Source organism: Roseivivax isoporae LMG 25204 (assembly GCF_000521865.1).
GTDB lineage: Bacteria > Pseudomonadota > Alphaproteobacteria > Rhodobacterales > Rhodobacteraceae > Roseivivax > Roseivivax isoporae.
The window spans coordinates 66,867-89,082 of record NZ_JAME01000017.1 but is presented as its reverse complement, the minus strand read 5'-3'; the positions used below and the strand labels follow the sequence as shown (position 1 = coordinate 89,082).

The 22,216-nt window shown below is 72.3% G+C and carries 26 protein-coding genes; 9 read left to right on the top strand and 17 right to left on the bottom strand.

Translation table 11 applies throughout. From position 1 onward, the window contains the following. The first annotated feature begins 98 nt into the window (after window positions 1-98). Genes iolG through RISW2_RS12295 form a run of 5 tightly spaced genes read left to right on the top strand, consistent with a single transcriptional unit; the run spans window position 99 to window position 5,142 of the window. The gene (iolG, locus tag RISW2_RS12315) at window positions 99-1,109 is read left to right on the top strand and encodes an inositol 2-dehydrogenase (RefSeq protein ID WP_043771497.1); all 1,011 of its coding nucleotides are present in this window, start codon (window positions 99-101) and stop codon (window positions 1,107-1,109) included. Window position 1,110: 1 nt separating this feature from the next. Next, window positions 1,111-1,986, top strand: a complete 876-nt coding sequence (locus tag RISW2_RS12310; RefSeq protein ID WP_084615376.1) for an SDR family oxidoreductase — start codon at window positions 1,111-1,113, stop codon at window positions 1,984-1,986. A gap of 29 nt (window positions 1,987-2,015) precedes the next feature. After that, a complete protein-coding gene (locus tag RISW2_RS12305) occupies window positions 2,016-3,089 on the top strand; it encodes a substrate-binding domain-containing protein (protein WP_043771496.1) in 1,074 nt (357 codons plus the stop codon). 54 nt (window positions 3,090-3,143) lie between these two features. Next, complete coding sequence (locus tag RISW2_RS12300) at window positions 3,144-3,920, top strand: ATP-binding cassette domain-containing protein (protein WP_043771493.1); 777 nt, start codon at window positions 3,144-3,146, stop codon at window positions 3,918-3,920. Between the two features lie 16 nt (window positions 3,921-3,936). After that, complete coding sequence (locus RISW2_RS12295) at window positions 3,937-5,142, top strand: sugar ABC transporter permease (RefSeq protein ID WP_043771491.1); 1,206 nt, start codon at window positions 3,937-3,939, stop codon at window positions 5,140-5,142. Window positions 5,143-5,200: 58 nt separating this feature from the next. On the opposite strand, the gene ggt is transcribed toward RISW2_RS12295, so the two are convergent. The 6 genes from ggt to RISW2_RS12265 all read right to left on the bottom strand — a co-directional run bounded on the left by ggt (window position 5,201) and on the right by RISW2_RS12265 (window position 10,443). Then, entirely contained in the window at window positions 5,201-6,787 is a 1,587-nt protein-coding gene (gene ggt, locus RISW2_RS12290) for a gamma-glutamyltransferase (protein WP_043771490.1), read from the bottom strand. A gap of 21 nt (window positions 6,788-6,808) precedes the next feature. Then, complete coding sequence (locus tag RISW2_RS12285) at window positions 6,809-7,549, bottom strand: GntR family transcriptional regulator (protein WP_051491991.1); 741 nt, start codon at window positions 7,547-7,549, stop codon at window positions 6,809-6,811. After that, window positions 7,546-8,268 carry an ABC transporter permease gene (locus RISW2_RS12280; protein ID WP_043771481.1) on the bottom strand — a complete coding sequence of 241 codons (723 nt, stop codon included), beginning with the start codon at window positions 8,266-8,268 and terminating at the stop codon, window positions 7,546-7,548. The genes RISW2_RS12285 and RISW2_RS12280 overlap by 4 nt, the downstream gene beginning before the upstream one ends. Further along, window positions 8,268-8,963 carry an ABC transporter permease gene (locus RISW2_RS12275; RefSeq protein ID WP_043771478.1) on the bottom strand — a complete coding sequence of 232 codons (696 nt, stop codon included), beginning with the start codon at window positions 8,961-8,963 and terminating at the stop codon, window positions 8,268-8,270. The genes RISW2_RS12280 and RISW2_RS12275 overlap by 1 nt, the downstream gene beginning before the upstream one ends. 68 nt (window positions 8,964-9,031) lie before the next feature. Next, on the bottom strand, window positions 9,032-9,817 hold the full coding sequence (locus RISW2_RS12270; RefSeq protein WP_043771476.1) for a lysine/arginine/ornithine ABC transporter substrate-binding protein: 786 nt from the start codon (window positions 9,815-9,817) through the stop codon (window positions 9,032-9,034). A gap of 197 nt (window positions 9,818-10,014) precedes the next feature. Beyond that, window positions 10,015-10,443 carry a PACE efflux transporter gene (locus RISW2_RS12265; RefSeq protein WP_043771473.1) on the bottom strand — a complete coding sequence of 143 codons (429 nt, stop codon included), beginning with the start codon at window positions 10,441-10,443 and terminating at the stop codon, window positions 10,015-10,017. A gap of 232 nt (window positions 10,444-10,675) precedes the next feature. Here RISW2_RS12265 and RISW2_RS12260 point away from each other — a divergent pair, with 232 nt between their 5' ends. Next, window positions 10,676-11,905, top strand: a complete 1,230-nt coding sequence (locus tag RISW2_RS12260; RefSeq protein WP_084615375.1) for a carbohydrate porin — start codon at window positions 10,676-10,678, stop codon at window positions 11,903-11,905. A gap of 4 nt (window positions 11,906-11,909) precedes the next feature. Here the strand turns inward: RISW2_RS12260 and RISW2_RS12255 are convergent, their stop codons facing one another. The 9 genes from RISW2_RS12255 to RISW2_RS12215 form a co-directional block, all read right to left on the bottom strand. Next, a complete protein-coding gene (locus RISW2_RS12255) occupies window positions 11,910-13,604 on the bottom strand; it encodes a proton-conducting transporter transmembrane domain-containing protein (RefSeq protein ID WP_051491990.1) in 1,695 nt (564 codons plus the stop codon). Beyond that, window positions 13,601-15,073 carry a complex I subunit 5 family protein gene (locus RISW2_RS12250; RefSeq protein WP_043771467.1) on the bottom strand — a complete coding sequence of 491 codons (1,473 nt, stop codon included), beginning with the start codon at window positions 15,071-15,073 and terminating at the stop codon, window positions 13,601-13,603. Before RISW2_RS12250 ends, RISW2_RS12255 begins: the two co-directional genes overlap by 4 nt. Further along, complete coding sequence (locus tag RISW2_RS12245; RefSeq protein ID WP_043771460.1) at window positions 15,070-16,503, bottom strand: complex I subunit 5 family protein; 1,434 nt, start codon at window positions 16,501-16,503, stop codon at window positions 15,070-15,072. Before RISW2_RS12245 ends, RISW2_RS12250 begins: the two co-directional genes overlap by 4 nt. Continuing rightward, window positions 16,496-16,774 (bottom strand): NADH-quinone oxidoreductase subunit K, encoded by a 279-nt coding sequence (locus RISW2_RS12240; protein WP_043771458.1) that lies wholly within the window; start codon window positions 16,772-16,774, stop codon window positions 16,496-16,498. Before RISW2_RS12240 ends, RISW2_RS12245 begins: the two co-directional genes overlap by 8 nt. Continuing rightward, window positions 16,771-17,667, bottom strand: coding sequence for a hydrogen gas-evolving membrane-bound hydrogenase subunit E (mbhE, locus tag RISW2_RS12235; protein ID WP_051491989.1), 897 nt, complete (start codon window positions 17,665-17,667; stop codon window positions 16,771-16,773). Before mbhE ends, RISW2_RS12240 begins: the two co-directional genes overlap by 4 nt. After that, window positions 17,667-17,957, bottom strand: a complete 291-nt coding sequence (locus RISW2_RS12230) for a cation:proton antiporter (RefSeq protein ID WP_043771456.1) — start codon at window positions 17,955-17,957, stop codon at window positions 17,667-17,669. The genes mbhE and RISW2_RS12230 overlap by 1 nt, the downstream gene beginning before the upstream one ends. Before the next feature lie 2 nt (window positions 17,958-17,959). Continuing rightward, a complete protein-coding gene (locus tag RISW2_RS12225) occupies window positions 17,960-18,202 on the bottom strand; it encodes an MrpF/PhaF family protein (RefSeq protein ID WP_043771454.1) in 243 nt (80 codons plus the stop codon). Then, entirely contained in the window at window positions 18,199-18,765 is a 567-nt protein-coding gene (locus RISW2_RS25050) for a Na+/H+ antiporter subunit E (RefSeq protein WP_051491988.1), read from the bottom strand. Before RISW2_RS25050 ends, RISW2_RS12225 begins: the two co-directional genes overlap by 4 nt. A 275-nt stretch (window positions 18,766-19,040) precedes the next feature. Beyond that, entirely contained in the window at window positions 19,041-19,418 is a 378-nt protein-coding gene (locus RISW2_RS12215) for a hypothetical protein (protein WP_043771452.1), read from the bottom strand. A gap of 217 nt (window positions 19,419-19,635) precedes the next feature. Between RISW2_RS12215 and RISW2_RS12210 the strand changes: the two genes are divergently transcribed. The 3 genes from RISW2_RS12210 to RISW2_RS12200 are packed head-to-tail and all read left to right on the top strand — an operon-like array spanning window position 19,636 to window position 20,856. After that, the gene (locus RISW2_RS12210; protein WP_043771449.1) at window positions 19,636-19,923 is read left to right on the top strand and encodes a hypothetical protein; all 288 of its coding nucleotides are present in this window, start codon (window positions 19,636-19,638) and stop codon (window positions 19,921-19,923) included. A gap of 3 nt (window positions 19,924-19,926) precedes the next feature. Next, window positions 19,927-20,559: a bacteriochlorophyll 4-vinyl reductase gene (bchJ, locus tag RISW2_RS12205; RefSeq protein WP_051491987.1), complete on the top strand. Its 633-nt coding sequence runs from the start codon at window positions 19,927-19,929 to the stop codon at window positions 20,557-20,559. A gap of 51 nt (window positions 20,560-20,610) precedes the next feature. After that, window positions 20,611-20,856, top strand: a complete 246-nt coding sequence (locus RISW2_RS12200; protein ID WP_156943836.1) for a hypothetical protein — start codon at window positions 20,611-20,613, stop codon at window positions 20,854-20,856. Between the two features lie 6 nt (window positions 20,857-20,862). Here RISW2_RS12200 and RISW2_RS12195 read toward each other — a convergent pair whose 3' ends face one another. Both RISW2_RS12195 and RISW2_RS12190 read right to left on the bottom strand, forming a co-directional pair. Continuing rightward, window positions 20,863-21,654, bottom strand: a complete 792-nt coding sequence (locus RISW2_RS12195) for an anti-sigma factor family protein (RefSeq protein ID WP_043771445.1) — start codon at window positions 21,652-21,654, stop codon at window positions 20,863-20,865. 10 nt (window positions 21,655-21,664) lie between these two features. Continuing rightward, entirely contained in the window at window positions 21,665-22,174 is a 510-nt protein-coding gene (locus tag RISW2_RS12190) for a sigma-70 family RNA polymerase sigma factor (protein ID WP_043771443.1), read from the bottom strand. Window positions 22,175-22,216 lie beyond the last annotated feature (42 nt).

The following is a 22,216-nucleotide window of genomic DNA, read 5'->3' as shown; positions in this document are numbered from 1 at the left end:
TCCAGGGTGGACAGATTGGACGTTTCCGGCGGCGGACCGGCCGGCGATGCTCTCCGACAGGACGAGGCCGCGGAAAGCGGCTGGCAGGGAGGCTTTGCATGGTTCGGTTTGCCGTACTCGGGACGGGACGTATCGGGGCGATGCACGCGGGCATCATCGCCCGGCAGGCGGATGCGCGGGTGACGTGGTGCTACGACCTCGATCTTGGGCGGGCCGCGGCGGCGGCCGAGGCCGTCGGCGCCCGGGCGTCAAGCGACATCGATGCGATCCTCGGCGCAGAGGATGTCGACGCGGTGCTGATCGCCTCGCCGACAAACACCCATGTCGACCTGATCCTCAGATCGGCAGAGGCAGGCAGGCCGATCCTCTGCGAGAAACCCATCGATGTCGATCTCTCCCGCGTCGAGGAGTGCCGCGAGGCGCTGCGGGGCCGGGATGTTCCGATCCAGCTCGGCTTCAACCGCCGCTTCGACCCGAGCCACGGTGCGGTCCGGAAGGCGGTCGCAGACGGCGAGATCGGTGCGCTCGAACTTCTGGTCATTACCAGCCGCGATCCCGGTCCGCCACCGCCACGACCCATCCTCGAAGCCTGTGGCGGCCTGTTCCGCGACACGTCGATCCACGATTTCGATATGGCGCGCTTCGTTCTCGGCGAGGAAATCGTCGAGGTCTACGCTATGGCCGCGAACCGGGTCGACCCGGTCTTTGCCGAGCTGGACGACGTCGACACGGCGATGATCGTGATGCGCAGCGAATCCGGCGCGCTCGTGCACATCAACAATTCGCGCCGGACCACCTACGGCTACGACCAGCGGGTCGAGGCCTTCGGAGCCACGGGCATGGTGCGGTCGAACAACCATCGACCGAGCGAGGTCTCCCGGCACGGCGCCGCGGCGACCGCGGCACGCGACCCGCTGCTGCATTTCTTCATTGAACGTTACGCCGACGCCTACGAGGCCGAGATCCGCGACTTCATCGACATGCTCGGCTCCGGCCGGGCGCCATCGGTTACGTTCGAGGACGGGCGACGCGCTCTGATGCTCTCCGAGGCGGCGCTGCGGTCCCATCGCGAGAACCGGCCCGTCACCCTCAGCTACGAAGGAGCCTGACATGGCAGGCGAGACAAGCGCATTCGGCGATGCCGCCACCCACGCCGCATCTGACGTGGACCAGCCGCCCGACCGGGTCTTCGCGGGCAAGGTCGCGGTCGTGACGGGCTCTACCCAGGGCCTTGGACTCACGGCTGTGCGCACCATGCTGCGCCGGGGATTGGCTGGCGCAGTGATCTCGGGACGCAACGCCGAGGCCGGCGAGAGCGCGGCGCGGCAGCTGTCCTCCGCCGGGGCGCGCGTGGTCTATCACCGGGCCGACCTTTCGGACCTGGACGATTGCCGGGCGCTCATCGCACGTGCGGTCGCGGAATTCGGCAGCTTCGACATCCTCGTGAACTCTGCCGGGATCACCGACCGGGGCGGCATCCTCGACGGCGACGCGGCTCTCTGGCAGCGGACTTTCGACATCAACGCCCGCGCGCCCTTTTTCCTGATCCAGCACGCCGCGGACCACTGGATCGCGCGGGGCAAGCCCGGATCGGTCGTCAACGTGGCGACCGTGACCGCACATGGCGGCGTGCCGTTTTTGGCGGTCTACGCCGCGTCCAAGGCGGCGCTCATCGCCACCACGAAGAATGCCGGCTTCAGTCTCGCCCGCCACGGCATCCGCGTGAATGCGCTCGCCATCGGCTGGATGGACACCCCGGCCGAAGACGTGACGCAGAAGACGTTCCACGACATGCCGGACGGGTGGCAGGAACAGGCCGGCAAGGAGCTTCCGGCCGGCCGGCTGCTCGACATGAACGAGGTCGCACGCTGGATCGCGCACCTTGCCGGTCCGGAAAGCGGCATCATGACCGGCTCGGTCATCGATTTCGATCACGGCGTGGTCGGCTGCTACGAGGCGACGCCGTTGCCGAAACCACTCGGTTGAACGGTGCGCAACATGGGGAGGAAGATGGAATGAAACGGATCACGCTGACCGGCACGGCGGCGCTTGCAACGCTCTGCGGTCTTGCCGCGCCTGCCGCGGCGCAGGACGGGCCAACCGTCTACTTCATGCTGCCGAACTCGACGACCATCCGCTTCGAGAGGCGCGATGCCCCGCTCTACGCCGCCGCGATGGCGGAGCGGATGCCCGGCGCCGAGGTCATCGTGCAGAACGGACAGGGCGATCCGACGCGGCAGCAGCGCCTGGTCGAGGACGCGATCGCCCAGGGGGCCGACCTGATCGTCTACACCGCCTCCGACGCCAACCTCGCCGCGGGCGCGCTGCGCGCCGCGGAGGAAGCCGGCGTACCCGTGCTCCTCTACGAGCATGACGCGATCGGCGGGAAGGCCGAGGCACATGTGCTGTTCGATGCGCTGGCCGTCGGACAGGCGCAGGGTGCCCGGGCCGCCGAGCTCGTCGCGGGCATGGAAGGCACCGTCCGCGTCGCGCGGGTGAAGGGCAACCAGGGCGAATACGGCACCCGGATGTACGAGCAGGGGCAGAACGAACATCTCGATCCGCTGATCGAAGCCGGCAAGGTCGAGATCGTCTGCGAGGATTACACGCCCAACTGGGATCCGGTCGAGGCGCAGTCCTTCGCCGAGAACTGCCTGACACGCTCCGGCGGCGCCGTCGACATGTTTCTCGGCATGAACGACGGCACCACCGGCGGCGCCGTCGCCGCGCTGATCAGCCAGGGCTTCGGGAAGGGCGAGGTCGTCGTGACCGGCGGCCAGGACGCGACCATCGAAGCGGTTCAGTTCATCGTGCAGGGCTGGCAGGACAACACCATCTTCAAGGACCTGCGGGTGATGGCAGACGCCGCGGCCGACTTGTCGCAAGACATCCTCGAAGGCGCCGAACTGTCGGGCGACCGGATCAACGGCACGGTCGACAACACCTTCATGGAGGTGCCCGCGGCGTTCCTGCCGGTCGAGAACGTCACCGTCGACACCGTCGGCAGGGTCGTCGAGTCCGGCCTCTACACCTGGGACCAGGTCTGCGACGGCGCCGGGGATGCCGCCATTTGCGAAGAGAACATGTGATCCGGCGCCCGGCGGCGTCCGTGCCGCCGGACCCGAACCCGGGGAGGAGGACCCATGGCCCATGAGCCCGACGCGCCGATCCTGAGCCTGCGCGGCGTATCCAAATCGTTCGGCGGCGTGAAGGCGCTGACCGACGTCTCGCTCGATCTCGTGCCCGGCACGGTCGTGGCCCTGGTCGGCGACAACGGTGCCGGCAAGTCGACGCTGGTCAAGACGATGGCCGGCGTGATCCGTCCCGACAGGGGCGACTACTTCTTCGAGGGCCGGAAGGTGCACCACTCGGGCCCGGCAGAGGTCGCGGCCATGGGAGTGCAGACCGTCTACCAGGATCTCGCACTCTGCAACAATCTCGACGCGGTGCAAAACCTGTACCTGGGGCGCGAGGAGGTCGGACCGTGGTGGACCGGCTTCCGGTTGAAACGCGCGCGTGCCGAGCGGCGGTCGAAGGACGTGCTGCGACGCATGCGGCTCGATTCCATCGCGCTCGACCGGAACGTGGGGGCGATGTCCGGGGGACAGCGCCAGAACATCGCGATCGCGCGTTCGATCCTGTGGGAGCCGAAGGTCGTGCTGCTCGACGAGCCGACCGCGGCGCTGAGCCATTCCGCCGCCGCGCAAGTCGGAAAGCTGGTGCGCGACCTGGCCGGGCAGGGGCTCGCGGTTCTCGTCATCAGCCACGACATCCATCACTTCGTGCTCGACAACACCGACCGTATCGAAGTGCTGCGGCTCGGCCGCAACGCGGCCGGCTTCGACAGTTCCGACGTCACCGGCGAGCAGGTCGTCAACGCCATGGTCGGCGGCAACGAGGCGATAAATGCGGCCGGATGACCGCGAGAGAGGTGCCATGTCAACGCATTCCGTGAACCCGCCGCAGCCGGTCTCGCTGTCCCGCCGCGGCCTGCGGGAACGTCTGGGCAGCGAACTGAGCTTCGTTCCCGTGGCGCTGGGCCTCGTCGCGCTGTTCGTCTTCTTCGCCGCCGAAAGCGACGTCTTCCTGACCTCGCGCAACCTCAACAACCTGCTGGTGCAGGCCACCGTGACCGGAATCATCGCGCTGGGGCTGGTGTTCGTCCTGCTGGTCGGAGAGATCGACCTCTCCGTCGCCGCCACATCCGGCATCGCTTCGGTCCTGATGGCGAAACTCGTTGTCGATGCCGACCTGCCGATCCCGCTCGCGGTCCTGTCGGGCGTCCTTTCGGGCGTGGCGATCGGCGCAGCGTCGGGCCGGTGGATCACGCTGATCGGCGTTCCGTCCTTCGTGGTGACACTCGGGGTCGGGCTGGTCCTGAACGGCATCCAGCTGCTCCTGCTGCCGAATACCGGGCGGTACAACCTCCTGAACACCGGGGTCGAACGGCTGGCCGCGACATATGTCAGCGGGTTGGCCGCGTGGCTTCTGGTGCTGTCGGGCATTGTCGCCATCGCCTGCCTCCGCCTGGCCGACCTGCGCGACCGCAAGGCCGAGGGGCTGCCAACATCGCTACTCGGCTCGGTGGTCACTCCCACGGCACTGATCGGCGGCGCGATGATCGCGATCCTGCTCTTCCTCGAGGGACAGCGCGGCCTGCCGATGCCGGTGATCCTGTTCGCGCTGCTCTTGGGTGTCATGGCGTACCTGGCCGGACAGACGCGGTTCGGCCTGCACCTCTATGCGATCGGCGCGAATGCCGAGGCCGCCCGCCGCGCGGGCATCAAGGTCGAGCGCATCAAGATCGCCGCCTTCGCCATCGCCGGCGGCATGGCCGCGTTCGGCGGGATCCTCGCGGCCTCGCGGATCCTCGGCGTCTCGGTCTCCTCTGGCGGCGGTGTCGGGGGCGGCGCCCTTCTGCTCGAATCCATTGCCGCCGCCGTCATCGGCGGGGTCAGCCTGTTCGGAGGACGCGGTCGCGTGGTCGGTGCCCTGTTCGGGGCGCTGATCATCGCGACGGTCTCGAACGGGCTCAACCTGATGGGCGTCGCCAACGAGGCCCGGCTGATCGTCACGGGCCTCCTGCTCATCGTCGCTGTGTCCATCGATCGCGGAATCGAGAAGGCCGCCTCGCACGGGTGACCACGGCGTCGCCGACGACCGCTTCCGGCGCGGGCCTGCGACGCCGGGCGCCGCGGCCTCAGTAGCCTGCCGCGTGGCCGTCCTTGCGGGGGTCGGAGGCGCCGGTCAGGATGCCCCGGGCGTGGTCGACGAGGATCGCCTGCGCCCCGCCCAGGGGATCGGTCGCGACGCGCAGGGTGTGCCCGCGGTCGGCGAGGCCGCGGGCGGCGTCGGGCGTCACGCTGCGCTCGATCTCGACCGCGTCGTCCTGCGGGAACACCCGTGCCATGTCGAGCGCCTCCTGCAGGCCCATGCCGTGGTCCCAGAGCGCCGAGATGACCCGTGCCTGCCCGATGGGCTGATAATCGCCTCCCATCACGCCGAAGGACAGGACGGGGCGGCCGTCCTCGGTCACCATGCCCGGCATGATCGTGTGCATGGGCCGCTTGCCCGGGGCGAGCACGTTCGGATGGGAAGGGTCGAGCGTGAAGGAATGGCCGCGGTTCTGGAAGAGCACGCCGGTCTCGGGGCAGAGAATGCCGCTGCCGAAGCTGTCGAAGATCGAGTTGATGAAGCTGACGGCGCAGCCGTCCCGGTCGACGACCGTCATGTAGACCGTGTCCGAGGTCCGCAGGCCGAGGGGCTCCACATCTGTCATCGCGGTGTCGGGCGAGAGGCGCGCGGCGAGCGTCGCGGCCAGGTCCTTGGACAGGATCTCTTGCGGATCGACCTGCATCGCACCCGCCTCGGCGATGTGACGGTCGCGCATGGCATAGGCGAGCCGCGCGGTCTCGATCTCGAGATGCAGCCGCGCGGCCGAGCCTGGGCGCAGCGCCGCCACGTCGAAGCGCTCGAGCAGGTTCAGCATCATGAGGGCGGTCAGGCCCTGGTTGTTGGGCGGCACCTGGTGGACCGTGCGACCGCGATACCCCGTCGAGAGCGGCGCCACGAAGTCGCCTGCAACGCCGTGGAAATCCTCCTCGGTGTGCAGCCCGCCATGTGTCCTGAGGGTGCGGGTCATCGCGGCGGCGACGGCGCCGCCGTAAAACCCCCCGGGCCCCTGCCGCGCGATGGTCTCGAGCGTGCGCGCGAGCGCGGGCTGGCGGTGCAGGTCGCCCTCGGCCGGGGCGCGGCCGCCCGGCAGGAACGCCGCACGCGTCGCGTCGCGCCGCGCGAGATGGCCCGTGGCGCGGCGCCAGTCGGCGGCGACGCGGGCATGCACCGGGTAGCCGTCGCGGGCCTGCGCGATCGCGGGCGCGAGGAGCCGCGCCATGTCGAGCCGGCCGAAGCGCGCGTGCAGCCGGAACCAGCCGTCGATCGCGCCGGGCAGGGTGACCGAATGCACGGAATCGATCGCGATCGCGTCGAGCCCCTCGGCTGCCAGCGCCTCGGGCGTGGCGGCCGCGGGTGCGCGCCCCGAACCGTTGAACGCGACCACCGCCCCGTGCCCCGCGGGCGCCACGAGCGCGAAACAGTCGCCGCCGATCCCGGTCATCTGCGGCTCGACCACCGCCATCACGGCCGAACCGGCGATGGCCGCGTCCATGGCGCTGCCGCCGTCGCGCAGCACGTGCAGCGCCGCCTCGGTCGCCAGAGGATGGGACGAGGCCGCCATCGCGTTGACGGCATGGACCGCGGAACGGCCGGGAAAGTGGAAGTCGCGCATCGAGGCCTCGTGGTGTCGGGGTTACTGCCGCGGCATCTTCAGCCGCGCGCCGCCGGTGCGGCGGGCGCTGGCGATCTCGCGGATCATCTGCATGTTCTCGCGCGAGGACTTCACATGCGCGCGGGCCGCGGCGATCGCGCGGGGTGTGTCGCGGGCGATCATGGCCTCGACGATGGCGCGGTGCTCTGCGACGGCGAGCGTCCACTGGTCGACCCAGCGCACCTCGACCCAGAGCGCGAGGCGCAGCTGGTCGTAGACGCGGCGGGTGATCTCGATCAGCGCCGCGTTGCGTGTCGCCGCCAGGATCACCTCGTGCACCTCGAGGCCCAGTTCCAGCTCGCGGGCATAAACCTCGGGCGTGCGGGCGTGGCGGCGATCGAGCGCGTCGATCTCGTCCATCACGCGAGCGAGGTCGGCGAGGTCCGCGTCAGTCGCGGTCTCGATGGCGATCTCGGCCGCCATGGCGTCGAGCCCCTCGCGCACCACGAGAAGCTCGCAGACCGCGTCGATGTCGAGGTTCGCGACGCTGTAGCCGCTGTTCGGCTGGCTGACCACCAGCCCCTCGCGTTCGAGCCGGTTCAGCGCCTCGCGGAGCGGCGTGCGGCCGATCTCGAACTCGCGGATGAGCCGCGCCTCGGACAGCCGCTCGCCGCGCTGGAGCAGGCCGTTCAGGATCGCCTCCTTGAGCGTGAGGAAGGCCTTTTCCCGCAGCACGCCGCGCTTCTTCGGCGCCTCGGTGCGGTCGCGCGTGTCGCTCGTCATCGCGTCAGCCCTCCGGCGCCCGCGGCGCGCGGGCGGCGTGCCTGCGGCAGGTGGGCGTTGAGGCGCGCCTCGATCCGACGTGCGCCGAAGAGGAAGGCGTAGACGAGGCAGAGGTAGAGGAGCGCGGCAAGGCCGAAGGCCTCGAAGAAGGTGAAGTCGCGCGCGCCGACCGCACGGGCGACGCCGGTGATGTCCATGACGGTGATGATCGACACGAGCGATGTCGCCTGGATCTGGTAGACGACCTCGTTGGCATAGGCCGGCCAGCCGATCTGGATCGCGCGCGGCAGGACGATCAGGCGCAGCTGCATCCACCCGGTGAGGCCAAGCGCGCGCGCGGCCTCGACCTCTCCCTTCGGGATCGCCTGGATCGCGCCCCGCAGGATCTCCGAGGTGTAGGCGGCGGTGTTCAGCGTCAGCGTCAGCAGCGCGCAAAACCAAGGGTCGCGGAAGAACGTCCAGAGCCCCACGGCGTCGAGCGCGTGCCGGAACTGCCCGCTGCCGTAATAGATGAGGAAGAGCTGCGCGAGGAGCGGCGTGCCGCGGAAGAAGAACACGTAGGCGGTGGAGACCGCGCGCGCCGCGCGCCGCGCGGACAACCGGGCGAGTGCGAGGGGCAGCGCGAGGGCGAGCCCCATCAGGCAGCTCATCGCGGCCAGCTGCACCGTCAGCCACGCGCCGCCGAGGAAGCGCGGCAGGTTCTCGTTCACGAAGTCCATCAGCTGCGCGCCTCGAGGGTCCCGCGCGCGGCCCAGCGTTCGAGGCGCGCCTGTCCCCACATGGAGACGAGCGTGATTCCGAGATACAGGAGGCAGGCCGCGAAGAAGAAGGTGAACGGCTGGCGGGTCGAGCGCGCCGCGATGTCGGCATTGCGCATGAGCTCGGGCAACTGGATGATCGAGATGAGCGCGGTCGCCTTCACCAGCACCATCCACACGTTGCCGAGCCCGGGCAGGGCGTGGCGCATCATCTGCGGCAGCTCGACCTTGCGGAAGGTGATCCCGCGGTTCAGGCCCAGCGCATAGGCCGCCTCGCGCTGGCCCGGAGGCAGGGCGAGGTAGGCCGCGCGGAACACCTCGCAGGCGAAGGCGGCGTAGATCAGCGTCAGCGTGCCGATGCCCGCGGCGAAGGGATTGATCGACAGCGACCAGTCGAGCCCGAACCCGGCCGCGACGTTCTGGATCAGCGTCGGGACGCCGTAATAGATGAGGAGCAGCAGCACGAGTTCCGGCACGCCCCGCACGAAGGTGGTGTAGGCCTCGATCAGGAACCGCCCGGCGCGCGGGGCAAAGAGCTTGCCCATCGCGGCCAGGAGGCCCACGCCGAGCGCGCCGATCATCGACGCCACGGCGACGCCCAGTGTGAGCATCAGCCCGTCGATCAGGAGCCAGCCATATCCCTGCAGGTCGGGCATCCGTACCTCTTCATCCGCCGGTCGGGGTCGTGAGAGGGGGCCGGGCGGTCGGGCCCGGCCCCGGTCGGTCAGCCGCCGTAGACGTCGAGGCCGAACCACTTCTCCGAGATGTCCTGATAGGTGCCGTTCTCGCGCAGCGCCTCGATCGCGTCCGAGAACGCGTCCGCGATGTGTTGGTCGTCCTGCCGGACGCCGACGCCCGCGCCGTAGCCGAAGAACTCGGGATCGGTGAATTCCGGGCCGCGCAGCTCGAACCCGGTGCCGTCGGGCGTGCCGAGGAAGCCGTCCTGGATCGCAACCACGTCGCCGATCACCGCGTCGAGCCGCCCGGAGGTCAGGTCGAGATAGGCCTCGTCCATGGTGCCGTAGAGCCGGAGGTCCACGTCGGGCATGTTGGCGTTCATGTAGCGCTCGAAGCTCGTGGCCCGCTGGGTGCCGACGACGGCGCCCGACAGGCCCTCGGCCGAGATCTCGAGCGCGCTGCCCTCGGGCACGACGAAGCGCGACGGCACCTGGTAGTACTTGTCGGAGAAGGCGATGACCTCGCGCCGCTCGTCGGTGATGTAGAGCGAGGCGATGATCGCGTCGTATTTCTGGGCCTGCAGGCCGGGGATGATGCCGTCCCAGTCCTGCGTCACCCATTCGCAGGTGATCTCCATCTGCGCGCACATGGCGTTGGCGAGATCGACCTCGAAGCCGGTGACCGACCCGTCGGATTCGGTGAAGTTGAACGGGGGATAGGCGCCCTCGGTGCCGATGACGAGCGTGTCGGGCAGGTCCTGCGCGCCGGCGGCGCCGGCCATGGTCAGAACCGCGACGACGCCCGCGCGGGCGGTGGCACTGAATTTTGTCATGCTGTGCTCCCTGTTGGTGCGCGGTCTTCCGCGCTTGGAGGGAACGCTGCCTGACCGATAGTATACTATCAAGGATATTCTTTCGGATCCCGAACTGACATGCACCGCGCCGCGCGCATCGCGCAGGAATGAGGCAGCCCGCGGCGGACTGTCCGCGCGGGCGTCATCGGTTTCGGGATCGGAAGGTCCGGGAAGCGTCAGCGCGCGGGGGCGGTGCCCTGCGGCGGGAACAGCGTGTCGTAGACCCACGTGAACACGAACGCGTAGGCCATGTAGAAGGCCGCGAACGACAGGTCCATCAGGAAGGCCTCCACGAGCGACAGGTCGAGCCACCAGGCAAAGACCGGCAGCAGCATGATGAGCAGCGTGGTCTCGAACAGGACCGCGTGCAGCACGCGCAGCGGCAGCGTCTTCTGCGCCGTGCCGCGATGGCGCTGCAGCGCGTGGTCGAAGCCGAGGTTGAACAGGTAGTTCCAGGCGGTCGCCGCGGTCGCCCCGATCAGGACGACGCCGCCCGTCTCGCCAAGCCCGTGATCGAAGAGCCACGCGAAGAGCGGGGTCACGATCAGAAGGCCGATGATCTCGAAGCTGATGGCCTGGCGGATGCGGTCTGCGGTGGTGCGCATGCGAAGATCTCCTGACTTTCGTCGGGCCGTCCCGCGTGGCGACCGCAAGGGCCGGGCGGGGTCGTCCCCGCCTGAGGCCTTACCTGCGATGCCGCACCGCGGATTTCAAGCGCGTTCCGCACAAGGCCGGGCTGACCCCGATGCAACGCCGCCCGATCGCGCCGCCGGCCCTCGGGAACAATCGGCGGCGGGGAGGTTTCCGGGGCTTCGGGCCAATCCGGGGAGGAAAGACATGAGACAGCCCATGGCGGCGGCCGCCCTGGCCGCGCTCGCGGCGGCCGCAGGACCGGGCGCACTGGCGGCGCAGGACGAGGCGGCGAACGTCCACGACGGCGACACGGTGCGCATCACCTCGTTCGGCTACCTGCGCGCGGGCGCGGGCTGGCGCGGCGGCGGAGACGCGCAGCGCTGCTTCCAGCTGCCGGGCGCGCGCAGCAAGTACCGGCTCGGCAACGAGTGCGAGACCTACGTCGAGCCGGGCGTCGATCTGAGCTTCGGCCCGCGCGACGGCCCGCGGCTCGGGCTGCACCTGCGCGGGGCGCTGACCGCGACCGAGCTCAACGATTTCGACGACGTGGACACCGTCGCGGCCGAAACGTGGATCAGTCTCGAGGGCTTTGCCGGCGGCGCGTTCTCGGGGGCCGAGATCTGGGCCGGCCAGCGATTCTACAAGCGGCACGACGTGCACATCAACGATTTCTACTTCTGGGACGGGACAGGTCTCGGCCTCGGTCTGGCCGACGTGGATCTCGGCTGGTCCAGCATGTCCGTGGCCTACTTCACCGGTAGCGCCTTCGACCTCGAGACGAGCCTCGACGACACGCCCTATGACCGGGTCGACCTGCGCTTTGCCGACATCGCGGCAGGCGGCGGCGACGGCGCGCTGACGGTGGGGATGGACCTGCGCCTTCCCGACGCGGACGGCCTGCCGAACGATGGCGGCGCAATGGTCACGGCGCTCTGGACCCGCAGCGCGCGCAACGGCGCCGAGATCATGCTGGCGGGGCAGGCTGGCTTCGGCGCGGGCACGTCGCTGTCCTACGTCTCGAATGCAGAGGCCGAGGACGGCGACCGCGCCCTGCGGGCGGTCGGCAGCTACACCTGGAACGCCTCGGACGCGTTTTCGATCATGGCGACGGGCGTCGCGGAATGGCAGTCGGACGACCGGAACTGGTACTCGGTCGGCATGCGGCCGGTCTGGGGGCTGGGGCGCGATCTCTACCTCGCGGTCGAGGCAGGCATCGACCACGTGGTGCCCGAGGCGGGCGGCGACCGGACGCTGGGCAAGCTGACCGCGGCGCTCGAGTGGAAGCCTGGGCCGGACTTCCTCGACCGTCCGGCGGTACGGCTCTACGCCACCACCGCCGCCTGGAATCCGGATGCCGAACGCGCAGGGATCGCGCCGGCGCATGACGGTCGCGACGGCGTCAACGTCGGGGTCCAGGTCGAGCACTGGTGGTAGCGGCTCAGCCCTCCGTCCGGACGACCGGCGCCGGCACGGGCGGCGGGTCGGGGGCAAGCGTCGCCATCGCGAGGGCCAGCATGGCGGCGATGCCGAGGATCGCGAGCGCCCCGTGTTCCGGCCGCGCGGACCGCTCGCGCCCGCGCCGCGGCGCGAGCGCGCGGGACCGGCGCGGCGGCGCGGGCAGGGCAAGCGGCCGCGGCGGTGGCTCCTCGCTCCGCAGGATGGCGAGGAACTCGCCCGGCGGCAGCGGCGCGAGGCGAACCCGCCCGAGCCGTGCGATCGCGAGGGCACCCGCCGCGAGCGCCGCGGCCACCGCGAGCGGCAAAAGGTCGGCGGGCGCGGCCGCCTTGGCCGCGTGCGGCGCGACGGGCAGGAGCGAGAGCCCCGCGGCGACGAGACCGACCGCGACCGCCGCAGGTGCGGCGCTGTCGGCTGGCACCGACGTCTTCGCCTCGGCCCGGGCGAGGAGCGCGAGCGCCCGCAGCATCAGGAGCGCGGTGCCGAGGCTCGCGACGAAGAGCGCGGCGCCGATCCACGCCTGCCAGCCGTCGACGCCGCCGAGCGCGGTCTTGAGCGCATCCTTCGCCACCCATCCGCTGGTCCCGGGCAGGCCGGCAAGCGCGAGCGCGGGCAGCGCGAGGGTCGCGATCACCGCGGCGCGCAGCCCCGGCCGCGCGGTGGCCCAGACGGCCGGCACGCCGAGGAAGAGCGCCGCCTTGGCAAAGGCATGGTGCGCGGCGAGGAGCACGAGCGCGGCGCCGAGAAGCGGCCACGCCCCGGGGGCGGCCAGCCCGGCGGCGAGGCCGAGCGCCATGAGGCTCATCTGCCCGATGCTCGAATAGGCGAGGACCGCCTTCGGATCGCCTTGGGCGAGCCCGAGTGCAGGGGCCAGCACCAGTCCCGCCAGCGCCATGGCGGCGAGCGTCGCTGCGGCCTCGGGCCAGGAGGCCTGCCCGAGCGGCAGCACCGTCATGAGGCCGAAGAGCCCCGCCTTGAGCGTCGCGCCCGACAGGACCGCGCTCGCGGGCGCAGGGGCTGCGGCATGGGCGAGCGGCAGCCAGACATGCAGCGGCACCGCGCCGAGCTTGACGAGCAGCCCCGCCGCCATCAGCGCCGTGGCCTGCGCCGGCACCGCGGGCGCGGCCATCCCCGCGATCTCAGTGGCGCCGGTGGCGTGGACGCCGAGCGCGAGCCCGGCGAAAAGCGCGACCTCTCCGACGACCGCGAGCGCGATGTAGACGCGCCCCGCGAAGCGCTGCGCGGGCCCCTGGCCGTGCAGCACGAGGCCCCAGGCCGCGAGGCTCATCATCGCGAAGAAGGTGTAGAACGCCGCCACGTCCTCGGCCACGAGCAGCCCCAGATTGCCCGTCATGGCGAGCAGGAAGCAGGCGAGGAACCGCCCCCGCGCAGGGTCCCGGGCCAGGAGCCGGACCGCCTGCCAGCCCGCGAGCGCCCAGAGGAGGGCGGTGAACCCGAGGAACGCCCGCGCCCGGTCGGTCAGCGTGAAGCCCGACCCGAGCAGCAGCCAGTCGAGGCGCACGGGCATCGGCACCGGGTCCGCGAGCGCGGCGAGGAGCGCGGGCAGCGCCGCGAGCGGCAGGAGCGCGGCAAGCGCGGGCCGCAGGGGCGGGACCGCGGAGAGCACGAGCAGCGCTAAGGGCGCCGCCGGCACGAGCCAGAGCGGAAGGGTGATCATAGGTACTCCAGCGAGACGATGAAGCGGGTCCAGCCGAGCGGGCTGAAGGGCGCGTTTGCCAGGAGCCCCGCCGCGAGGACGAGCGCGGCGGTGACCGCCGGCGGCAGCGCCAGCATCCAGCCGATGCGGCGCCTCGGCGCCGCCCCCTCGGGCGGGTCCCGGAACCAGGCGCGGTGCAGGATCGGCAGGAAATAGGCCGCGTTCAGCAGGCTCGATCCCGCGAGGAGCGCGACCACCGCGGGCTGGCCCGCGTCGAGCCCGCCCGCCCCGAGATACCACTTGCTGACGAAGCCCGCGAGCGGCGGCACCCCGATCATGCCGAGTGCGCCGACGGTGAAGGCCGCCATGGCCCCCGGCATGAGGCGGCCCATGCCGTCCATCCCGCTCACCGTCTTGACGCCGCGCCCCTCGGCGAAGTTTCCGGCGGCAAGGAAGAGCGTGATCTTCATGATGCCCTGGTGGATCAGGTGCGCGAGCCCGCCCACGGCGGCCACCGGGGACACGAGCGCGACGCCGAGCGTGATGTAGCTGACCTGGCTCACGGTCGAATAGGCGAGCCGCGTCTTGAGGTCGTCCTGGGCAAGCGCGCGGAACGACCCCCAGAGGATGGTCACCGCCGCCACGGCCACGAGGGGCGTGGCGAGACCGAGCGCCGCAACCGTCTCGACCCCGTAGACGTCGTAGACGATGCGCATGATCCCGAAGGCGCCCGCCTTGACCACCGCGACCGCGTGCAGGAGCGCGCTGACCGGCGCGGGGGCCACCATCGACAGCGGCAGCCAGCCGTGCAGCGGCACCTGCGCCGCCTTGACCCCCACGCCCGCGATGAGCAGCACGAAGATCGCCGAGAGCGTCAGCGGGTGGCTCTGCGGCAGATCGCCCAGCACGCCGGTCGGCACGAAGGGCACGTCGCCCGCGAGCGCGTGGAGCCAGACCGTCCCGAGCGTGAGCGCGAGCCCGCCGCCCAGCGTGTAGGCCAGGTAGACGCGGCCCGCGCGGTGCGCCTCGGCGGTGCCGCGATGGACCACGAGCGGCCAGGTCGCGAGCGTCAGGAACTCGAAGAAGACGAGGAAGGTGAAGAGGTTGCCGGCCATCGCGATGCCCACGGTCGCGGCGACGCAGAGGCTGAAGAACCCGAAGAAGCGGCTGCGGTCGGTGCCGCCCTCGAGATAGCCCACCGCGTAGATCGTGGTCAGCAACCACAGCACGGCGGAGAGCGCGAGGAACAGCACCGACAGCGCGTCGGCCCGCAACTCGAGCGCGAGGCCCGGCGCGACGGCAAGCGTGACGGCGTATTCCGCGCCCTGCGCGACCGACAGCGACAGCCACGCCACGAGCGCGACCTTCACCGACGCCGCGGCGAGGTTCACCGCCGTGCGCACCCGCGTCCAGCGGTCGGGCATGGCGAGGATGGCCGGCGCGATGCCGAGCGATGTCATGAGGATGGCGAGCGGCAGGAACTCGGTCACGTGAGCGTCCTTTCGAGAAGGGCGAGCGGCAGCGCCGACCCGAGGCCGAGCGCCAGGGCCGCGGCGGCGAGGCCCAGGGCGGCGACGTCGCCCGTCCGCCAGGGCGGGCGGCGGGCGCCCGGCGCCACGTGCGGGCCGCCGCGCAGGCAGCGCGACACGACCCGGGCGAGGTAGGCGGCCGACAGGGCGGTGCCCGCGAGCACCACCGCGACCCAGGGCCAGGCGCCTCCGTCGATCAGCCCCTCCATCATCAGCCACTTGCCGACGAAACCCGCGCTGGGCGGCAGGCCGATCAGGCTGATCGCGGCGATGGCAAACGCGAATTCGGCCGCGCCGGGGCGCAGGTCCTCGCGGTTGAGGCCCGAGATGCGGTCGTGGCCGAGCTCCTCGGCGATGCGGCCGACGGCGAGGAACATCGCCGCCTTGGCGAGCGCGTGCGACAGCATCAGGAGCGCCGCCGCCTGCCACGGCACCCCGTCCTCCGAGAGACCGAGCGCGAGTGCCATGAGACCCACCTGCGCCACGGTCGAATGGGCGACCAGCATCTTCAGCCGCTCCGCGCGGAGCGCGTGCCAGGCCCCCCAGAACATCGCCGCCGCCCCGGCCGCCGCCAGCGCCGCGCGCAGGGTGCCTGCGCCCGCGCCCGCCTCGAGCGAGAGCCGCAGCGCGACGTAGAGTGCGGCCTTGACCACGAGCGCCGAGAGGAGCGCGCTCGCCGCCGGGGTGGCGCTCGCATGTGCCGCGGGCATCCAGAAGTGCAGCGGGAAGAGCGCGGCCTTGACCGCGAGGCCCGCGAGAACGAGCGCGAGCGCGATGCGGCCCTCGACCGTCCCGGCGAGCGTACCCGCGACGGCGAGGTCGACGCGCCCCGCCGCGGCGTAGGCGAGCGCCACGCCCAGCAGGAGGAGGAGGCTGCCCGCGAGGCCTGCGCCCAGGTAGTCGAAGGCCGCGCGCAGCGCCGTCCGTCCGCCCGAGAGCGCCGTCAGGCCCACCGCGGTCAGGCCCAGGATCTCGAAGGCCACGTAGAGGTTGAACAGGTCGCCCGAGAGGAAGAGCGCGTTCATCGCGCCCATGGTCGTCAGCCAGAGCGGCCAGAACCCGGTGCGCAGGCGCGTGCGCCGCGCGTCCGCTGCCGCGCGCAGGCTCCAGTCCGCGGCGTGCAGCGCGACGCCCGCGCCGACGAGCGCGGTCATCGCCACCATGAGCGCGGCAAGCCCGTCGGCCGCGAGCGCGATCCCGAGGGGGGCCGTCCAACCGCCGATCCCCGTCGCGCCGGCACCGTCCGCGAGCACGTCCTGCACGAGGAGCGCGGCGAGGACCGCGTTCGCAAGCGTTGCCGCGCCGCCCCAGCGTGCCGCTGCGCGCGGGTGCGCGGCGGCCGCGAGCGCCGCGAGGAAGGGCAGCGTCACGAGAAGCGTGGCCTCAGTCATCGCGCGCCCTCGCGATCCGCTCGGCAAGCGCGAGAAGCGCTGCCGTCACCGCCACCAGCACGACGATGCCGGTGAGCACGAAGGCCTGCGGCACGGGGTCGGTTCCTGCGGGCCCGCGCCCCGCCGCGAGTAGCAGCATGGCGATCCCCGCGGCGAGGACGTTCAGCGACAGGATGCGGCGCAGCGCGTCGCCGCTCGTGGCGAGCCGCCAGAGCGCGAGGCCCGCGAGCGCGGCACCGGCCGCGAGGTAGACGATGTCCGGAGCGATCATCGGGACTTCCCTTCGGAACCGAGGAACAGGAGGAACAGCGTTGCGGCGATCGACAGGGTGAGCGCGGATTCGATCACGAGGATCCACGTCTTCGCCGCCGCCGCGGGATAGTCGAGCAGCCCCCCGGTCAGCGCGGCGGTGGCGATCGCGGCCAGGACGAAGAGCGCGGGCCCCGCGAGGCCCGCGATGCGCAGCGCAGCACCGGTGCGCTCTGCGGGTCGCAGCACGCCGCAGAGCCCTAGCGCCACCGCGCCGCCCGCGAGCACGGCGCCGGCCTGGAAGGCGCCGCCCGGTGCCTCGGCCCCGAGCCACAGGAGATGCCCGGCGAGGAGAACCGCCACCGGCACGACCACGCGCGCGAAGGGCAGCACCATCTCGCCGAGCGGCGCGGGATCGATGCGCGGCGGCGCCAGCGCCGCGACGAGCAGGAGCGCGACCGCGAGGACGACGACCTCGAGCAGCGTGTCCCAGGCGCGGAAGTTGAGGAGCACCGCGGTCACCGGGTTGCCGACGCCGCTTTCGGCCAGCGATGCCCGCACGAGGGCGGGATAGACGCTGGCACCGCCCGCGCCCGCGAAGGCCCAGCCGAGCAGGCCCGCCAGGCCGAGCGCGAGGAGCGCGGCCGACGCGCGCAGCGCGCGGGCCGGGGGGGCTGCGGGCTCGAGCGGCCCGATCCGCGCGGCGCCGCGCAGCAGGAGCGCGCCGGTCAGGCCCGCGCCGATGGCGGCCTCGGCCAGCGCCACGTCCGGCGCCCCAAGCCGCACCCAGGCCAACGCGACGACGAGGCCCATGAGCAGGAAGCCCGCGATCGCCGCCACGCGGTCGCGCGCACCGAGCGCGATCGCGGCACAGAAGACCGCGCCGGTTGCGGTCAGGATGTCGAAGACCGGCATCAGCGCGTCTCCCGCCCGAGATGCGCGCGGGCGATCAGGTGCCCGAGCGTCGCGCCCGAGATGCCGACCAGCGTCACGCAGAGGACGAGCGGCAATGCCGCCGACAGCGATCCGGACAGGCAGAGCGCCCCCAGCGCAACGAGCGCCGTGCCGGCCGTGTCCGCCTTGGTCAGCGCATGGAGCCGCGACAGCGTGTCGGGCAGGCGCCAGACGCCGATCGCGGCGACGAGCAGGAACGCGACGCCCAGGGTGGCGAGGAGCGTCCCCAACGTGGCCAGTGCGGTCGCCATGTTCAGCCCCTCCCCAGCGCCACGAAGGCGAGGCCGGCAATAGCCGCGAGCGCGGCGAAGACCAGCGCCACGTCGTAGAGCGCGGGCGTGCCCGAGGCCGCGCCGAGCAGGATGAGCGTGGCGACCGTGCCCGTCCCCGAAAGCTGCGCCGCGAGGATGCGGTCGGCGGCGGTCGGGCCGACGATCAGCCGCGGCAGGGGCGCGAGCGTGGCGGCCAGCGCCGCGACGGAAAGGACGTCGATCATCGCCGGGCTCCCGGTCCTGCGGCAAGCCCGAAGAGCGCCGCCACCCGGTCCTCGAGCGTGGCGAGGTCCGCGCGCGTGGTGCCGCCGCGGTCGAGCGCGTGCACGACGAGCGTGTCGCCGTCGAGGCGCGCGGTCAGCGTGCCGGGCAGGAGCGTGATGGCGAGGGCGTAGAGCCTGCGCGGCCGGCCTGCGGGCAGGCGGGTGCGGAGCGTCAGGCAGCCCGGATCGAGCGCGGCGGGCCGCAGGCTCCGCCGGCTCACGTCGAGCGCGCCCGCGAGGATGCCGCGCGCGGCGAAGAGCGCGAAGCGCAGGGCGCCCCGCACGGACAGCCGCGGCGGCGGGCTCGCCGGCAGGAGGAGCGTCGCGGCCGCGCCGAGGAGGACGGCGGGCGCGCCGACGGCCCAGCTCGACCAGTCGGAGCCGTGCAGCCCGGCCCAGCAGAGCGCCAGCGCGGCCGCGGCGATGCCCGCCTGGCGCAGCCGCCCGGCGTCCTGTCTTGCGGAGCGGCGCGCGTTCGGGGCGGACGGCACCGGTCCCGGCGTGAAATCGTGACGAACCTTCATCGGACCTCCTGCGGCAGCGTCGTGGGGGCGCTGGACGAAGGTTCCGACATCGCAACCGGCTGCCTGCGGTTGCCAGAGGGGCCCGGACCCTGCGGTCCCGCTTGGAGGGGACCGAACCGCGCGCCGCTCGGCGTCGCGCCTTCGAGACACATACGCCCGGGAGCCGGGCTTCATCCCGCCGTGACACGAAAAAGGGGGCCGGTCGGGACCGGCCCCCCAGGGTGGCGGAGCGTGGGGATGAGGGGCGAGCAGGCTCCGCCGGACGGTGGGTCGCCTCAGCCGCCGGTGGCGGGCGGCGTCGGGTCCTGCCTCGGCGCGGCAATGTCGCCGCGCAGGACCGCGTGCCGCAGGCCGACGACCGCGACGAGGGCGCCGAGAGCGGGCAGCGCCCATGCCGGGCCGGCCGGCATCTGCCAGACCCAGATCGGGACCGTGACGACGAGCGCGCCGGCGCCCGCCATCAGGAGGCCGTCGCCGCGGCCGGGCCAGCGCAGCGCGCGGGCCGCGAGCGCGGCGATGACGACGCCGACGAGGTGCGCCGCGACGGCCTTTTCAGGGGTGAGCGCGATGGCGAACGGCATCAGCGCCACGACGAGACCCGCGAGAAGCGCGGTGACGAGTGCCCGGTGCCCGGGCGCGACGAAGGTCGACATGTGTGCAATCTCCTCCTTGTGCCGGCGGTGGCCGTTCTCGGCCGTGCCCGTCCGTATGAAGGAAGAACGCCCGTGCGGCCGGTCTCATCCCGCGCGCGGGCAGTTTCCGCGCGGCGGAATCGCGTGGAACGCGGGCCGGGGGCGGGGTTCCTTGATCCACGTCAACCACGGGTGGCGCGGAATCTGTCAACATCCCGTTACAGTCGCGGAGGCCCTGATGCGGATCCTGTTCGTCCACCCCAACTACCGCTCCGGCGGGGCAGAGATCGCCGGCACCTGGCCGCCCGCATGGGTCGCGTACTGGGGCCCGCAGACGCGCGAGACCGTCGACTTCCGCTTCGACGCGACGCGCCGCCCCGCAGAGGCGCAGATCGCCGACCGGGAGGCGGCGGCCGACCGCGCGGCGCGGGCGGCCGAACGCCGCCAGAGCGTGCGCGCGCAGATGAAGACGCGGGCCGGGACCCGCGCCAGCGGCGGCGGCGGCCAGCAGATGGAGGAGACCTGAGCCATGACGGATGCCGGCGGGGTCCCGGCCCGCATCGGGCCGAACGCGGTGACCCGGCTTCTCGACGTGCTGGAGCGGCGCTGCCCGAGAGACGCCCGCGCGCGCATCCTTGCCCGTGCGGGGATCGCCCGCGCGCCGTCCGGCGATGCCATGATCGCGGAGGACGTGGCCGTGCGGCTGCACCGGGCGGTGCGTGCGGAGGTCCCGCGCCAGGCGGACGCGCTGTTGGCCGAGGCCGGGCGGCAGACCGCCCGCTACATCCTCGGGCACCGGATCCCGGGGCCTGCGCGATGGCTCCTCCGGGCGCTGCCGGTCGGGCTTTCGGCGCGGCTTCTGTCCCGGGCGATCGCGCGGCACGCCTGGACCTTTGCGGGTTCGGCCCGCTTCTCGGCCGCCGGGCCGTTCGGGTTCGAGATCCGCGACAACGCCTTCGTGCGGGGCACGCGGGGCGACGGGCGGCTCTGCACCTGGCACGCGGCGGTCATCGGCGAGCTTTACCGCGCGCTCGTGGCGAAAGGCTGCGACTGCGCCGAGACCGCCTGCGCCGTCGAGCGCGCAGGCGACATCTGCCGGTTCGAGCTGCGGACCGGGACGGGGCCGCGGCGCGCGGACCGGGACATGCCGCGGCACCCCTGAGGCCCCCGGTGCGGTACCGGGCGCGACAGGAACGAGGGAGGGATGGCCAAGATGAGGACAGCCACAGATGCCCGGGTGCACGCGCAATCAGACGGGGGCACCGGGACGCGGGCGGGGTCCGGCGGCAACGGTCCGTCCGCCCCCTATGCCCGGATCGCGCTCACCGATCCGTGCGGCCCCGATCCCGCGCCGCGCCTCGACCCCGAGGCGGTCCGGGCGACCGCCCGCACCGCGCTCGAGCAGGTCGCGGCGCTGCGTCGCGCGGCGCGCGAGGCGGCCGCGCGGGACGGGGCCTGACGGGGCTCAGGTGCGTTCGGCCAGGGTCGACGCCATGGTGCGGACGGACATCCCGTCCTTCTTGCCGATCAGGGTGAAGTCGATGTCGGGCGTGCTCCAGTAGACCACCGCGCGGTCGGGGTAGTCGACCGCCTGCAGCGGCGCGAGCGGCCGGTCCTCGGGATGGCGTGCCAGCGTCAGCGAATAGCGCGCCCCGCCCGCGTCCTCGTAGATGAACTGTGCGAGCGGCCCCTCCTTGGTGCCGAGCAGCCGCGCGCCCACGAGCGTCATGTCGAAGCCGCTGAGGTCGGGCGCGTTCACCTGCGCGCCGATCTTGCTCGAGAACCACTCCGCGGCGGTGTCGATCGCGCCGCCGGTGAACTCGGCGGGGCGGACGAGGTCCTCGGCAAAGACCTGGTGCGCGCCCATGGCCTCGGACACGTATTCCGGCACGCCCGGCGCCTGCGGCGCCCAGCTGCCATGCGCGACCCAGCCGAAGGCCACGAGCGCCGCGGCCGCCGCGACGCGCCCGCCGCCCCGCAGCCAGGGCGCGGCGGCGAAGGGCCGGCGCGGCGACATCCGCCGGTGGAGCGCGCCGGCCAGCTGCCGCTCGAGCCGCGCGGTCCGCAGGTCCGCGGGCGCGCTGTCGGCGATCGCGGCCAGCGCCGCGCCCAGCCGGTCCTTCTGGCGGGCGAGCGTCTCGAGCCGCTCGCGCGCCTCCGCGTCGGTCTCGAGGCGCGCCTCGATCTCGGCGGATTCCTCGGGGCCGAGTTCCCCGTCGAGATAGGCGTTCAGGTCCAGTGTTGCGCCGCGTGTCATCGGTCCCTCCTCACACGACCAGCTTCAGCCGGGTGGTTTTCATGCCGCCGACGATCTTGCGCAGCGCCTCGCGGCCGCGGCCGAGCCGGCTGTAGAACGTGCCGAGCGGCACGTCGAGCGTGCGGGCGGCCTCGGCGTAGCTCATCTCCTTCAGCGCGACGAGCACGATGGGCAGGCGCTGCGCCTCGGGCAGTTCCGACAGCGCGTCGAGCACCTGTTGCAGCTCGATCCGCGTGGTCGGGTCGCTGTCGTCCACGGCCTCGGGCAGCATGAGCCGCGCGTCGTCGCGCACCCGGGCCCGCCGCCGCTCGCTCATGTGCGTGTTGTGCAGGATGCGGAACAGCCAGACGCGCATGTCCGATCCGGGCTGCCAGCTGTCGGCCGCGGCGATCGCCTTGGTCAGCGTGTCCTGCACGAGATCCTCGGCCGCGTCGGTATCGCGCGTCAGCACGAGCGCGTAGCGCCTGAGGCTCCTCACGTAGTCGTTCAACCGCCGCTCGAGTTCCGCGCGACCATCCATCGTCGACCCCCTTGACCCGTTTGGAAAGATTACGCGCCGCCC